This window comes from Aquisalimonas asiatica (genome assembly GCF_900110585.1).
Lineage (GTDB): Bacteria > Pseudomonadota > Gammaproteobacteria > Nitrococcales > Aquisalimonadaceae > Aquisalimonas > Aquisalimonas asiatica.
The window spans coordinates 476,822-489,562 of sequence record NZ_FOEG01000002.1 but is presented as its reverse complement, the minus strand read 5'-3'; the positions used below and the strand labels follow the sequence as shown (position 1 = coordinate 489,562).

Sequence of the window (12,741 nt, the reverse complement as noted above, 5' to 3'; positions counted from 1 at the left end):
TTTTCCGTTGCGGCTTTGCCTCCACTACAAAGCCGCGCGTGCTGGCGGCGTTAGCTGGTTCGATTGCTGAAGTTCATGCTCGCTGGAGGTGAATCATTGGACGAAAAAACTGGAGAAGTACCAGATGACTTCGCCAAATTAAGACGAAAGGTTCTGGATGCGTTGGGTGATATCAAGCCAGCGGGTAAACCTCGATCGGATCATGAGCCGAAGGCACTGATGCTGTCATCTACAACAAGAGGCAGTAAGAGACTCCCTCCTTATTATCTCGTGTACTTCATGTTCGTCGATTTCCTTCAGTTTCCTAGGATGGGGGCGTGGGAAAAAAGCGCGTGGACTGTGCCAATCAGGTACCAGGACAGACTCTACGCAATAGAGCACCAAAAGATGGGGCTTCGAATCTGTGCTCCAAATAGAGATCCTGGTGCTCGCATGAGCGGTCGCCCGAATGAGCAACAGGAAGAAGATTCGGATTTGATAGCGAATAAAATACGGAAAGCTGTAAATTTGGCAGGACCGTATTTTGACTGGCGCGCAAAACAAGAGGCCAAGGGCAACAGGCTTAACGTACTCAACCATAGCAAATGGCTCTTCGAGCGTTACCAATTTTTCAAAGATAAATTTACAGAGAAAAAGGCTGAAGCGGAGAGACAGAGTGCGGAGCTAAGGCAAGAAAAGGATTCCTCTGATCTCCAGTCACTGCTAAGAGCGCTCAATTCAGGTGTTTTGGAGCTCGCTTCTGAAACTGATTGGATAGGTCAGGCTGCCGTCGATGCATTTTTTAGCTGGTCTGAGCATGCGTTTATTCATGTTGCGATACTGAGGGGGCGTATAGAGAACGGATATCAAGTCGCCGATATGGCTACGGCTAACTGGAAAGAGAAATTTCGAGCGGCATTAGATTTAGATGATCCTTGCTTTAAGGATCATTACGATAAGCTCCTGCTGCTGCGGGTACAGATGAGAAACTTCATGGCCCATGGTGCTTTTGGTAAACGTGGGGAAGCATTCTCATTTCACTCGGATGCTGGGGCAGTTCCGGTGCTTTTGGCTGAAACCGGAGCGAATCGTTATTCATTCAGTGGGGCGCCTGCTTTTGATGAGGTGGAGGCAATCAGAAATATTGATTCCTTCTTGGATGATTTTTGGTCAAGTTATTTGTCGCCCGTGAGATCGCATCTTTTTAGCACCGTACCAAGCATACTTACTTTTGTTGCTGATTCTACATACTCAAAAGCTATGCGCTCAGATGAGGCTATGTCAGAACTTGTGGAATACCTCGAGAATCAAATGGATGCAGCAGCAAACATGGATTGGTGAATATTGGATGTTCTCTATTTCGCCAAGAATCAGCTAACAATGGCTGTTGTCGGACGTACCTACGCTGCGCTCCGGAACGCCGCAAAGCCAAGCGTTATTCACGATTGAGCTACGGGAGGAGTTTTGGCAAGTCTTCAAATCAAAGTGAGCTATCATCATGGAACTGCTGAGGAAGGTCGGCTCGACCTTTATGATGCAGGTGTTTCGATTCAAGGGTTTGCTAGAGCTCTCGCAATAAGCACCCATGCTTTAATCAATGATGGCGAGATCCGCAAAAGAGCCAACAAGGCTACGGGGGCGGAGATCTATATCAGCCCGTCCCGGCGCGGCAGCTTCCAAGAAATTATCACAGTTGTTCTAAGCTCCGATGCTACTTCAATAATTGGATATAGTGTGGCTGGGGCTGCTCTTTGGGATCTCGTAAAGTGGACATGGTCAAAAGCAGTCGATATTGACTATAAGCCGGAAACTGCAAGGGTACGAAGGCTAGAAAACCGAAAAGAACCATTTATCGGCGAGATCGAGGAGGCGCTAGAAGTGCCTCTCGAAAAATTTCATCGCCCTGTAAAACAAAATCGCGATGTTGTGATCGCTGTAGGCCGAAATCGAACCCACGACCGAATGCTATTCAACTCCGAGACTCTCGATGCCGTTTCCCTGCAATACGACAATGAAATCATTGCTGGGATTGTTGGCAATGTTACTCGGTATAACATCCTCTCGGGTTTCGGAAGAATGTATGTTGACGAACTTGATAAAACAGTTTCTTTCATGCTGACGGACAACGTTCCAGCCAAGCAAAAGGAGCATCTGACTTGGTCCATGGATCAGGCAAATCGTGACTTAGGGGGGAAGATTAGCTTTGACGCCACGAAGGTCCTGTCTGCCAAAGGAGCGATCAAACGTTATGTCATTGAGGAAATTCGGCGCATTGAAAATGACTAACAATCGCAGGCACAGCGACGGCTTTTCCGTTGCGGCTGCGCCTTCACTACAAAGCCGCGCGTGCTGCGGGCGTTAGGCAAGCAAGGATCGGAAATGGTTTCAGATTCAAATAATGACAAGTGTGAAGTTTGCGCAGACCAGTTGGCCCAAACCATTCCATCAGGTGGATTTGATGGGATCCATCAAAATTGTCCAAGATGCGGTGAGTTCAAGATTTCTGGTACTGCATGTTCACTAATACGCCAACCTCATGGAAAAGAGCGCCGCGCTAAACTGTCGGGCTGGGTTAGAACCCAGAACAGAAATGGCACAGTACCAATGATTACTTCTGACACTTTGCAAAGGATTGCGGACTCGCCTCTTCCGTCAGTTGTTGAAAGAGCCTACGGCATATTGCTTGAGGCAGAGTCGGGTATGAAAGGGCTTGGCGAGAGCTTCAATATTCAAGAGCCGCGTTTCTTGGCTGCAACGTATTCGTCTGATAAGAATGACGTACACTTTCTGCTGAGCATGCTAAAAGATCAACGGCTAGCGGAAGCCAAAACCTTAGCAGGCGGTTGTGAGATTCTCCCAGGGGGCTACATGAGGCTTGAAGAGCTAAAGGGCAAGATGTCAAGCTCTATCAAGGGCTTTGTAGCTATGTCATTTCAACCTGATCTGGACGCAATCTATTCAAATGGCTTTCAGCTTGCTCTTGTTAATTCTGGCTATGAGCCAACGAGAATGGACAAGGTTGAACACATTAACCGGATCGACGATGAAATTATCAACCAAATAAATACTTCAAGATTTCTCGTAGCCGATTTTACAGGACATCGGGGCGGTGTTTATTTCGAGGCCGGTTACGCCATGGGGATTGGTCTCCCAATATTCTGGACATGCAGGAAGGATGAGATGTCCGGTCTTCATTTTGATATCCGTCAGTTCAACTGTATTGACTGGGAGACTGCAGAGGAATTAGCGCAAAGGCTTCAGTCTAGGGTTGAGTCCGTAATTGGCAAGGGGCCAAGATAAACTTATGCCTAACAAATTCTTGCAGTCGGACAATAATGCACTGTCATGTACTTTGCTTGCGCAAAGCCCACGCCAGTGCATTATTGCCGCTGAAGAAAGGCGTTAGGCGTGGAGGAAAGGTTCTATTCTATGGACAATCATGATGTGATGGGAAGGCTTACGACGCCAAGAATGAAGAGTCCTGGTGAGCCCCCCAGAGAAATCGAAATGTCGTCTGATGATGAGGAAATAACAGAGGGCTCGCTGGAGCAGTTAGATCAATCCGGGCTGGATACTGAGGACCTCTTTAAGGTTTTCGATGACTGGCAATCCAAAAAAACATTAACTTCAAAGCGAATATTTGTATCGACATCATCCCTTGTGGCAGCCGCTTCTTGGATAGGGATTGACTATACGAAACTCACCCTGTTTGGCCTCGAGGTCGCTGATGGAGCTCCTGCGCGGTTTCTGATTTTTATTGTTACGGCTATCGTTGTAAGTGGAATATTTTACGAAATTTCTCGGAGAATAGACCTTTCTGTGAGAAGGGCAAGAATCGCACATGTCGATCGGGATTTGAAAGAGCTTAATGAATCGTTTAAAGCGCTCCAAGGTGTAATGGAGAGGAATAATGTCGATTCCATCGTTGATCTGTACTTTGATTTCCGGTCGTCTCTTATAGAAAACTCCAAGCACAATGCGATAGATGTGTTTAGAGCCATTGAATTCTATGACAGCCATTTGACTCGTGCCGGGTACGGATTGCGGATTGTAACAATTGGAGAGCAGGCTGTAATTTACTTGATAGCTCTTTATGCGATTATCGCTCTTATACAAAGTTTATAGCGATTTTCGCCTAACAAAAGCTTCAACACGGATCGGCTTTTCCGCTGATGACCTTGCCCGGATGAATTGGACACGTTCATGCGGCCAGTTACCCAGAGCGTTCGGCAGGTGAGTCCAAGCGGAATATGTATTAGGAGAAAGCTATGGTGGTTCTCGGCGTCGAGTTCTCAGCAAGCGACATGAACTATGTGGCCATCCGCTCGGATGGCAACAGCTACGAAATCATGACCTCAAACCGGATGACGCTCGGCGGAACTCGTGATCGTAATGCACTAGTGGCGTTCCAGGATGCAGTTAAGGCCGTGCTTAATGATGTTGATCCGGATATATTGGCAATCAAAGGGAAGCCGGAGTCCGGAAAAATGCAGGCGGGCGCTGCATCACTCAAGATGGAGGCGATTTTGCTCGCGAACACACCTTGTGCCGCCGATTTCGTGTCCGGGCAGCGCATTAATCAGACGGACGACGAGGCCCCGTCGCTGTACGCCTACCTTCAGCCAGCGCTAAGAGCAGCGATCGCAGCTTTCCGGAGGGAAATCGGCTAGAACTTATGTGCGACTATCCTGAGGAGATCAAAGACGGTCTTGCGGCCCTGGAAACAGACTACCGGGATTTTCAAGAGAACAATCGCGGCGCGAACGGCTTCCTATTCTTCGCAGAGAACAGAATCTCTGGTCGATCCGTGGCTATAAAATTCTATTGCGGCGAACCGGGAGAGCGGCAGCATGATGAGCCAAGGCAGTTGGCTGCTATAAGTTCGCCCAATGTACTGCCAATCCTAGACGCACGGATGGTATCGGATGAGTGGGGGTACTTCGCTACGCCTCGTTGCCTCGGTGGGGACTTGGACGATCTCATTGAGGGCTTTCCAAGTGTACATTGCGCGGTTGACGCCGCAATCGGCATTTGCCGAGGTGTCAGCGCGATACACGCAGAACGGATGGTGCACCGAGACCTGAAGCCGGGGAATATTGTCCTAGACAGAGGAGCTCCGCGAATCGCCGATTTCGGCAGTGTCCGCGCTCTAGACGAGGGGGAAGAGACGACACATGCGTCCGGGCATAGTGTTTTGTATCGCCCGCCGGAGTCGTTCGGCACTGACACTTATGGGAGGGGCGGTGACGTATATCAGATCGGATTGATAACGTACCAGCTGCTCGGGGGCGCGTTGTCATACAATCCGGAGGCCTACCTGAATAGGCGAGAATGGAAGGAATATCAGGAAATTGAGGATCAGGTAGATCGTTCGTTGTACGTCGATGGTGTCATCGAACGGCGCGCATGTGCGGGTAGATTGCTAGACCTTTCGACCTTACCCCCATGGGTTTCCGGTGCCGCCAGACGGTGCTTAAATAAGCTAACCGAGCCGGATCCCAGTAAACGCATCTCTACCGTCTCAGAGGCAGCAGCGAAGCTCACGCAGGTAAGAGCATCAATGCAGGACTGGTGGTGGGATGCAGGGAGTGCCTATGTGACACACGGGCAGACCCGAATCGAAGTTAGACCCGTTGGCGATGGGAGCTATGAAGCATTTCAGATAAAGAATGGAACACCCCGGCGCGTTCGGGGAAAGCGAAAGGGAAGTCTCCAGCAGGTGGTGCAGCAGCTTCGTTGAGCGCTTGCCGAACAAGGCGTTCAAGCCGACCGTGTATAGCGCTGCGCACTTTGCACGGCGGCTTAGCTTCGGCGTTCAATCGCTTTGCAGGTCAAGGGGTAATTTAAGCGTGGGAAAGAAGACTCCAAACCCCACTCCAGATGACGCTACCTGGTTTGATCACCAACAGCTTCTTTTCTGGCTTCAGGCTTGTCTAAGGGATGCTGAGGTATATTTATCGTCGAGCCGGGCCTCCAAGACGGCATTTGATAAAATGTTCTCCGGCGGCTTCAAAGCCATGGCGCAGTACAAGGACGAGCATCAAGAGCACTCTGATCAACAAAGGTTGGATGCATATCATTTTATAGTTGTTACTGGGAAATTGCTCCGGCTGCTGAAAAGAGCACAGCATCTCTTTCCCGCTATTCAGCCGCCTTAAAGCAGAGCTAAGCATCTGCTTTCGGAAGGTAAGGAACTGCGTGACATGATAGAACATTCCCACGGAAATGACGGGTATCTCGCAGGTGGTGGGAATCACCCTGATAGGTTTGTGCGCGATGGTGCGCCAAAGCCAGGCATTACTGCTGACGCCACCTCAACGATTTTTGATGAAAATGGTCACTGGCTGGGGGGTCGACTCTGCGGTGAACGTGTGTTTGAGGAAGTTTCGGACATCTATGAAGAAGCAAAGAAAATCCCTCCGCCTGCTGATGATGGCTGTGGAGAAGCAGATTGAAAAAGGCAATTAAATTCGCTCCCTGCGGTCGCCGGACGCTCGTTCCTCGCGCCGTTTAGTGCGAGTGGTGGGTGAATAATGACCTATTTGCATGCAATCAGTCTGGCCGATTTCCTGCCCTGTAATAATTTTGCAATCGCTGGACGGATTTGGTCACCGAACTATCTAGCTTCTATTGAGCCAGGCTTGGGGGCAGTACATAAGCCTGTTGAAAATTTCTCGATCGAAGACCTTCGCCAAAACGGTTACCAAGGTGGGGCTGTTTCCCCCAGAAGTGCAACGATCTTGATCAAAGCGGCCATGTTGCGACGAAGGCTACACATGGTGGATGGCCACGGGAATGAGATCCTCGTATCTGCACAGGAAAAGCAGAGGATTCTGGAATTGTCGGAAGCAGAATTATCGTTGGAGCAATTGAGGAGATCTGATTACTCAGACAAAGTTAGTCGACTGTCATGCCTTTGGTTAGCGGATGCAAACGACGAGGGAGCTAAACACATTAAGAGCATGCTTGGAGACCAGGTTTATATGGTCAGCGTTAAAATCTCTAACCAGCTTGCTCTCTCGAAGGTGAACACACACTGGTTTGATGAGTTTATCAGGACGGGTGATATGGACTGCGCACATCGTTATTGGGCCGGGGATGGAGCTCCACATGGAGGCAGGTGGGAGTATCTACTTGATGGGGAAATTGTGATTTCTGACCCAGAGCAGTTGGAATACATTCGAAGTTATGGGAGTAAACTGCCATAAGTCACCCAACAATCGGCTGCACAGCAACCAGTTTTCCGCCGCTTCGCGGCTCCAAACCGGCGCGTGAGTCGGGGGTTGCTGGGAATCAAAGCGGACGCTCGAGGATTCAGGCGTAGCCGGCCGCTTCGGGTCGGCAGTCGGCCGGTCGCTAGTTGCGAGTGCGTTCCAATATCGGTGGCGTGTCATGACGAGGCATCGACCGTAAGGTAAACTCAAGGAATGAACGTTGACCTCGACACGTTAACGGAGGCTGCGTCAGCCGGTGATATTACGACGCTCTCGGCTGGCCTTAGGACGACGGCCAGCGATCTCGCTGCCGCCATCGGCGCAGAGGAGGCGCAGCTGGTCCAGCCTGGGCGTCCAAGCGATCAAGTCACCCAACGGCTGGAGGCCCTGACGCGCATCCTGACAACGACCCAGCCCTGGGCGGGCTCGTGGGGCGATGCGTGGCACTGGTACCGAAACACGCCGATTAGCGCCCTGGGCGGCGTCAGCGCCGCAACTCTCGTGGCCAGCGGTGAGTCGGACCGGGTTGAGCAGTATCTGGCCCACATCGGTGATGGCGGGTATGCTTAAAACAGCATTCCGGTGACAGACCAAGGGGTTCATTATGGAAATGGCGCCCGTATTGCTTGTAGCCTTCATCGTCGCAACGCTCGTCGTCGTCGAGAAGATCGCCGATAAGCAGGCCAGAGAGAGGAAGCGAGCGAAGGCTCGCGATCGGTGAGGCTGGTCCCTCTGCGGGCGGTATCTTGACTGAGGCTTTCACTCCTTCGCTATAACGTCGGCTTTGCAACGAGGTCGGCATGTGTGGCCGCTATTCGAACTATGCCCCTCACTCCCGGGTAACACGCCAATTGCGCATCGACGTAGATGAGGTCGGTGACCAGGGGGCTCGCTATAACATCCCACCAGGCACACAGCAGCCGGTAGCAATGACGGTCGAGGGAAGGCGGGCGCTCACTCAGCTCCTATGGGGGTTCCGGCCGAGCTGGGCTGATGAAGGCAAGCCTGCTCCGATCAATGCCCGGGCAGAGAGCGTCGCACGCAGTTCGTACTTCCGCTCGGCGTTCGCTAATCGTCGCTGTCTGATTCCGTCGAGCGGCTGGTTCGAGTGGCAGAAGACCGAACACGGGAAAGTGCCGTACTTCATCCACACCGCGGACGATGATCTCCTGTGTTACGCGGGCATCTATGAGCCTGCAACCGAGACCAGACCAGCCTCCTTCGCGATCATTACCCATGGAGCGAAGGGCGAACTGGCCTCGGTTCACGACCGCATGCCGCTGGTGTTGGCTCCGTCATGCTGGGATGACTGGCTCGACCCTTCCCTGACGCGTCGTGAGGACATCAAGGCGGCAACGCGTTCCATCGATATCGGCGAACTTGCGATGCACCCCGTCAGCACGCGGGTCAACACACCGAAGAATGACGACGCCTCGCTCGTCCAGGCGATTGCTTCCTGAGAAGGCCGAACCACCGCCAAACCCGATGAGACCGGGATGCTTCATCAAGGAGCGATGGAACGTTGGAACACCCATGTTTCCATCGGGTGTTCCAACGCATCTGGTGTGTTCCATGCCTGTTGCCATCAGCGCTTCATGCTCGATGCATCATCACTATTCGTGACGCATCCGTCGCACCCATCCGGGATACCGAAGTCTGGCGGGAACCGGCCCACGATGGACACGTTTCCAGTCCTTTCTCGCCAGATCGACAAACTTCTTGGCGTCGTTGCGAATCCCACGAAAGCCAGGAACATGGGCCAACGACCAGGCCAGTTGACGCATGTCCTTACGACGCTGTTCAGGATCAGGCTGTCTGACTGCGTTGTGGATTCGTTCCCGCCAGGCCTGGCGGCGCTCCTGTGTCATACACCAGGTCCAAGCGCCGTCGCGCCGTAGCAGTTCATAGTCGGCCCATTGGTTGGCTTTCAACGGAATCTGTATGCGGCTGTCACGCAAGAGCGCGTCAGCCGGGCTCTCCAGAACAGTCATCGGGTGACCCGGCTCCGCCAGAAGGAGCCACTGTGCGTGGTCGGCATCTTTGGCTGCATGAATCACCAACCATTCCCGAGGCACATCGTGGCGGCGCATTCGTCGCCGCTGCGCCTCATCAGCCGCAGTCCCATAATTGGCCGCGAACTTGGCACGCAGTCGTGGGAGCCGCTCAACTTTGACGGTCCCGCCCACCCACTGGACGTAGCCCCGTGAGACCAAATCCAGCGTGCGCTGCATGAAGCTCGTCTTGTATTCGAGGGGCTGGTCCGGGATCGGGCGTGTTCTTGCGGGCTTTGCTGACATCAAGGATCTCCCTTGTTGTGGGCTTACCCAACAAGGGATCCCCGATAACACCTCCCAGGGATGGTGATGACGACAAATAACAGGATGTTGGCGAGCACGATGCGAGCGAGCCGCATATAAGAGATTCCATGGCGCGCCAAATTCGCGCCTCCACAAGCCCAGGCACAGCGCGTCGAACGACGCGACTGTTGCCGGGGATCCCTTAGAAGGTAGCCGCCCCGGGTTGCCACCCCGGATTCGTTCCGGGGGCGTCCCCCGGAGCTGCTGCCGCGAACAAGTCGCCAACTTGTTTGCGCACCTGCCGTCGCGCAGTGCCCTTAATCGGGCTCGCTGCGTGGCAACGGGCGCTGGAGGGTGAAACTCCCTCCTTCGACCCGATCCAGTGGATCGGAGCCCGTGAGAGCGGGTTGGGCGACGCGGAAACGGGAGCTCGGGCGACCGAGTCAACCCTGCAACTTCGCGAAAGGCGGTATCAGGCCGCCCCGGGGGGTGCACGAGAGTGTATTACCCGTGCCGCACACGTGGGCTTCACGCACGGTCGGAAACGGCCGCGAGTCCCAGAGGAGAAATCTGGATGGGACGGCACTCAGACGGGCAACCGACTGAGGTCGATGCATAGCTCAAGCGTGTAACGGCGTCCGAAGAGGATGCTGTGCGGAGCATGTCACAGCCGTGAGCGTAAGGCTCTGGCCATGGGCGATGACCTGCACTGGGAGTACCACAGCCGCTTTGGAATCTCGGGCGTGGGAAAACCGACCAGGACGGTCGGCGAGGCGCACAGCGTCAGATATCCAGTGGAGTGAGACCAGCGGCGGTGACATGCGCAGTAGCGAGTTGCTAACGCGGGAAGGGCTACGGACTGGCGGGGGTGGCACCCTGCTTGCTCGTGCCTGAGGTCGTGAAACGTCAGATTCGCGAACAGTGCGGGATCGGGCGTCTGGTCTTGGGCCTTGCAGTCGGCATGGTAGGCGTTGCGTGCCCGTATCAGAATGCGGCGCCACGCGTTGCGAATCGCTTCAACGGAGTAGGGGGAGACGTGCTCTCCTGCACTCGCGTCCCTTAGCCGGGCGAGCGTCTCGGATGCCCGCCTGGTGAGTAGAATCTCGCGATCGTGTCCGTTCTTTGTGTCCTTTAGAAGGGCGTAGCCTTCGTCCTCGAACACGTGACGCCATTCCAGACGTGTAATCTCGCTGCGGCGCATCCCCGTCTCGATCGCGAGGATCAGGATAGCCTCCATGGACGTGTTGCGAGCGGGGTGGTTGTGATAGCCCGGTTGCCGTTCAGGGAGAGCGGCTTGCAGGAGGTAGGCTTCTTCAGGGCCGCGGAGTCGGCGATCGCGGGCATCATTGGACTTTGGCTTACGAATCCGCTTGACCGGGTTTTCTCTCAGGTCGTACCCCCAGTCCTGGATGGCCGCTTCGATGACGCGGCTGAAGAGCCCGAGCTCCTTCTTCACCGTGCTGGGTTTAACCACATCCAGGCGGTCGTCGCGCCAGTCCGAGAGCTGGCCCCGATGAAGTTCAGCGAGCGGCACGTTGCGCATCGGGTGACGGCGAATCCACCGCTCCAGTCGGCCCGTATCAGACTCACCTCCCTTAAGGGTGGGGCAGATGTCGGTGATGTAGCGGCGACAGGCATCCGCCAGCGTGAACGCGCCGGCGTCCTGCGGGTTGGCCTTAAGCTGCCGGCGGATCTCGCCTTCATGGTCCCGAAGCCAGACCTTGGCCTCGCGCCGGGTGTCGAAGGTCTGTGTGTGATTGTAACGTTTGCTGTCGTGGGGGTTCTTGACCCGGATCTGGATCTGGTAGACGGCCCGGCCGTCCGGTCCTTTGCGCTTGATGATGGTTCCCATGGAACCCTCCCATATACAGGTGAATACAGAAGGGAAGGGATCCTCGATAACACCAAACGCAAAAAACCCTTCACCTCCCGGTCCTGCAAACGTCCTGCATAGGTCCGCGAAGCGAAGGGTTTTCGGCCAACGACGTCGGGAAGTCGTTGATTTGTATGGTCGGGGTGGCAGGATTTGAACCTACGACCCCTGCCTCCCGAAGGCAGTGCTCTACCAGACTGAGCTACACCCCGATAATGCAATTCCGGCGCGTCAGTAGTCGCGCTCCACGCTGAATTTGGCCAGTGACTCCATCGACGTCCGGTAGGGCGACTCGGGCAGGCACCCAAGACTGGCGATGGCTTTTTCCACTGCCTGTTCAGCGAGGGCGCGAGTATAGGTGATCGCGCCGGTCGTTTCAATCGCTTCGAGAATCGCGTCGATATCGTCGCGGCCGCCCTGCTCGATCGCCTTGCGGATGGTGGCGGCCTGTTCCGGTGAACCCTGGCGCATGGCGTGGATGAGCGGCATGGTCGGCTTGCCTTCCGCCAGGTCGTCACCCACGTTCTTGCCGGTCGCGGCGGCGTCGCCGGTATAGTCCAGGGCGTCGTCCACGAGCTGGAATGCGGTGCCGAGCTGGCGACCGTATTCGGCCAGGCCCTGGCACACCGGCTCGGGCTGATCGGCGAGCACGCCACCCAGTTGTGCGGCCGCTTCGAACAGTGTCGCCGTCTTGCAGTAGATCACCCGGAGGTAGTTCTCTTCCGTGGTGTCGGGCTCGTTGACGTTGAGCAGCTGCATCACCTCGCCCTCGGCGATGGTGTTGGTGGTGCGCGCCATGATCTCCATCACCGGCATGCGGCCGACGCTCACCATCATCTCGAACGCGCGCGAGTAGAGGAAGTCGCCGACCAGCACGCTGGCCTGGTTGCCCCAGAGTTCGTTGGCGGTGGCCTTGCCCCGGCGCCTGGAGGAGGAGTCCACCACATCGTCATGGAGCAGCGTGGCGGTGTGGATGAACTCCACCACCGCCGCCAGCTCTCGGTGGGCCTCACCTTCATAACCGCACGCGCGCGCGGCCAGGAGCACCTGAAGCGGGCGCAGGCGTTTGCCGCCGCTGTTGATGATGTAGGCGCCGAGCTGGTTGATCAGGACCACATCCGACCGCAACCGGTCCTGAATGAGCCGGTCCACCGCCGACATGTCCTCCGCCATCAGCGCGCGGATATCATCTATGGTCATGGGGGTCTGCGGGTGAGCTGCGTGGGCCATCCGGCGAGCCGGTCTCCGAGGGTCGCCCGACAGGCGACGTGTTAGCGGAGCCTTACACTAGGTGCGGCCCCTTGGGGTGTCAAGTGACGGTTCAGTTTGACCTTGGTCGGTACAGGCGCTATTATCTCGCGCCTTCTCACCGCATCTA

Annotated in this window: 14 protein-coding genes and 1 tRNA gene; 11 read left to right on the top strand and 4 right to left on the bottom strand. The window is 54.9% G+C overall.

Annotated elements, in window-relative coordinates:
• The first annotated feature begins 96 nt into the window (after positions 1-96).
• The 11 genes from BMZ02_RS07005 to BMZ02_RS06970 all read left to right on the top strand — a co-directional run bounded on the left by BMZ02_RS07005 (position 97) and on the right by BMZ02_RS06970 (position 8,653).
• Positions 97-1,320 carry a hypothetical protein gene (locus BMZ02_RS07005; protein ID WP_216110732.1) on the top strand — a complete coding sequence of 408 codons (1,224 nt, stop codon included), beginning with the start codon at positions 97-99 and terminating at the stop codon, positions 1,318-1,320.
• Between the two features lie 123 nt (positions 1,321-1,443).
• Positions 1,444-2,265 (top strand): DUF7946 domain-containing protein, encoded by an 822-nt coding sequence (locus tag BMZ02_RS18770; protein ID WP_139209165.1) that lies wholly within the window; start codon positions 1,444-1,446, stop codon positions 2,263-2,265.
• A gap of 93 nt (positions 2,266-2,358) precedes the next feature.
• Positions 2,359-3,279, top strand: coding sequence for a hypothetical protein (locus BMZ02_RS06995; RefSeq protein ID WP_139209164.1), 921 nt, complete (start codon positions 2,359-2,361; stop codon positions 3,277-3,279).
• Positions 3,280-3,408: 129 nt separating this feature from the next.
• On the top strand, positions 3,409-4,104 hold the full coding sequence (locus BMZ02_RS18765) for a hypothetical protein (RefSeq protein ID WP_139209163.1): 696 nt from the start codon (positions 3,409-3,411) through the stop codon (positions 4,102-4,104).
• Between the two features lie 143 nt (positions 4,105-4,247).
• On the top strand, positions 4,248-4,649 hold the full coding sequence (locus tag BMZ02_RS06990; RefSeq protein WP_091641309.1) for a DUF3010 family protein: 402 nt from the start codon (positions 4,248-4,250) through the stop codon (positions 4,647-4,649).
• Between the two features lie 5 nt (positions 4,650-4,654).
• The gene (locus BMZ02_RS19380) at positions 4,655-5,719 is read left to right on the top strand and encodes a protein kinase domain-containing protein (RefSeq protein WP_091641307.1); all 1,065 of its coding nucleotides are present in this window, start codon (positions 4,655-4,657) and stop codon (positions 5,717-5,719) included.
• Positions 5,720-5,828: 109 nt separating this feature from the next.
• Positions 5,829-6,137 carry a hypothetical protein gene (locus BMZ02_RS18760; protein WP_139209162.1) on the top strand — a complete coding sequence of 103 codons (309 nt, stop codon included), beginning with the start codon at positions 5,829-5,831 and terminating at the stop codon, positions 6,135-6,137.
• A gap of 45 nt (positions 6,138-6,182) precedes the next feature.
• Complete coding sequence (locus BMZ02_RS06980; protein ID WP_139209161.1) at positions 6,183-6,434, top strand: hypothetical protein; 252 nt, start codon at positions 6,183-6,185, stop codon at positions 6,432-6,434.
• A 78-nt stretch (positions 6,435-6,512) separates the two neighbouring features.
• The gene (locus BMZ02_RS18755) at positions 6,513-7,187 is read left to right on the top strand and encodes a hypothetical protein (RefSeq protein WP_139209160.1); all 675 of its coding nucleotides are present in this window, start codon (positions 6,513-6,515) and stop codon (positions 7,185-7,187) included.
• 219 nt (positions 7,188-7,406) lie between these two features.
• Positions 7,407-7,763 carry a hypothetical protein gene (locus BMZ02_RS06975; RefSeq protein WP_091641302.1) on the top strand — a complete coding sequence of 119 codons (357 nt, stop codon included), beginning with the start codon at positions 7,407-7,409 and terminating at the stop codon, positions 7,761-7,763.
• 230 nt (positions 7,764-7,993) lie between these two features.
• A complete protein-coding gene (locus tag BMZ02_RS06970) occupies positions 7,994-8,653 on the top strand; it encodes an SOS response-associated peptidase (RefSeq protein WP_091641299.1) in 660 nt (219 codons plus the stop codon).
• Positions 8,654-8,806: 153 nt separating this feature from the next.
• Here the strand turns inward: BMZ02_RS06970 and BMZ02_RS06965 are convergent, their stop codons facing one another.
• From BMZ02_RS06965 to ispB, 4 genes are all read right to left on the bottom strand, one after another.
• On the bottom strand, positions 8,807-9,490 hold the full coding sequence (locus BMZ02_RS06965; protein ID WP_091641297.1) for a hypothetical protein: 684 nt from the start codon (positions 9,488-9,490) through the stop codon (positions 8,807-8,809).
• A 664-nt stretch (positions 9,491-10,154) separates the two neighbouring features.
• Positions 10,155-11,342 (bottom strand): tyrosine-type recombinase/integrase, encoded by a 1,188-nt coding sequence (locus BMZ02_RS06960; protein ID WP_091641295.1) that lies wholly within the window; start codon positions 11,340-11,342, stop codon positions 10,155-10,157.
• A gap of 156 nt (positions 11,343-11,498) precedes the next feature.
• Positions 11,499-11,575 (bottom strand) — tRNA-Pro (locus BMZ02_RS06955).
• Positions 11,576-11,594: 19 nt separating this feature from the next.
• Positions 11,595-12,563 carry an octaprenyl diphosphate synthase gene (gene ispB / locus BMZ02_RS06950; protein ID WP_091641292.1) on the bottom strand — a complete coding sequence of 323 codons (969 nt, stop codon included), beginning with the start codon at positions 12,561-12,563 and terminating at the stop codon, positions 11,595-11,597.
• Positions 12,564-12,741: the final 178 nt, after the last annotated feature.

What these genes read in the sequence shown, in the direction of transcription:
- BMZ02_RS06995 (WP_139209164.1), top strand. Translation starts at nt 2,359, where the DNA reads ATGGTTTCAGATTCAAATAATGACAAGTGTGAAGTTTGCGCAGACCAG.
- BMZ02_RS18765 (WP_139209163.1), top strand. Translation starts at nt 3,409, where the DNA reads ATGGACAATCATGATGTGATGGGAAGGCTTACGACGCCAAGAATGAAG.
- BMZ02_RS06990 (WP_091641309.1), top strand. Translation starts at nt 4,248, where the DNA reads ATGGTGGTTCTCGGCGTCGAGTTCTCAGCAAGCGACATGAACTATGTG.
- BMZ02_RS19380 (WP_091641307.1), top strand. Translation starts at nt 4,655, where the DNA reads ATGTGCGACTATCCTGAGGAGATCAAAGACGGTCTTGCGGCCCTGGAA.
- BMZ02_RS06980 (WP_139209161.1), top strand. Translation starts at nt 6,183, where the DNA reads ATGATAGAACATTCCCACGGAAATGACGGGTATCTCGCAGGTGGTGGG.
- BMZ02_RS18755 (WP_139209160.1), top strand. Translation starts at nt 6,513, where the DNA reads ATGACCTATTTGCATGCAATCAGTCTGGCCGATTTCCTGCCCTGTAAT.
- BMZ02_RS06975 (WP_091641302.1), top strand. Translation starts at nt 7,407, where the DNA reads ATGAACGTTGACCTCGACACGTTAACGGAGGCTGCGTCAGCCGGTGAT.
- BMZ02_RS06970 (WP_091641299.1), top strand. Translation starts at nt 7,994, where the DNA reads ATGTGTGGCCGCTATTCGAACTATGCCCCTCACTCCCGGGTAACACGC.
- BMZ02_RS06965 (WP_091641297.1), bottom strand. Translation starts at nt 9,490, where the DNA reads ATGTCAGCAAAGCCCGCAAGAACACGCCCGATCCCGGACCAGCCCCTC.
- BMZ02_RS06960 (WP_091641295.1), bottom strand. Translation starts at nt 11,342, where the DNA reads ATGGGAACCATCATCAAGCGCAAAGGACCGGACGGCCGGGCCGTCTAC.
- ispB (WP_091641292.1), bottom strand. Translation starts at nt 12,563, where the DNA reads ATGACCATAGATGATATCCGCGCGCTGATGGCGGAGGACATGTCGGCG.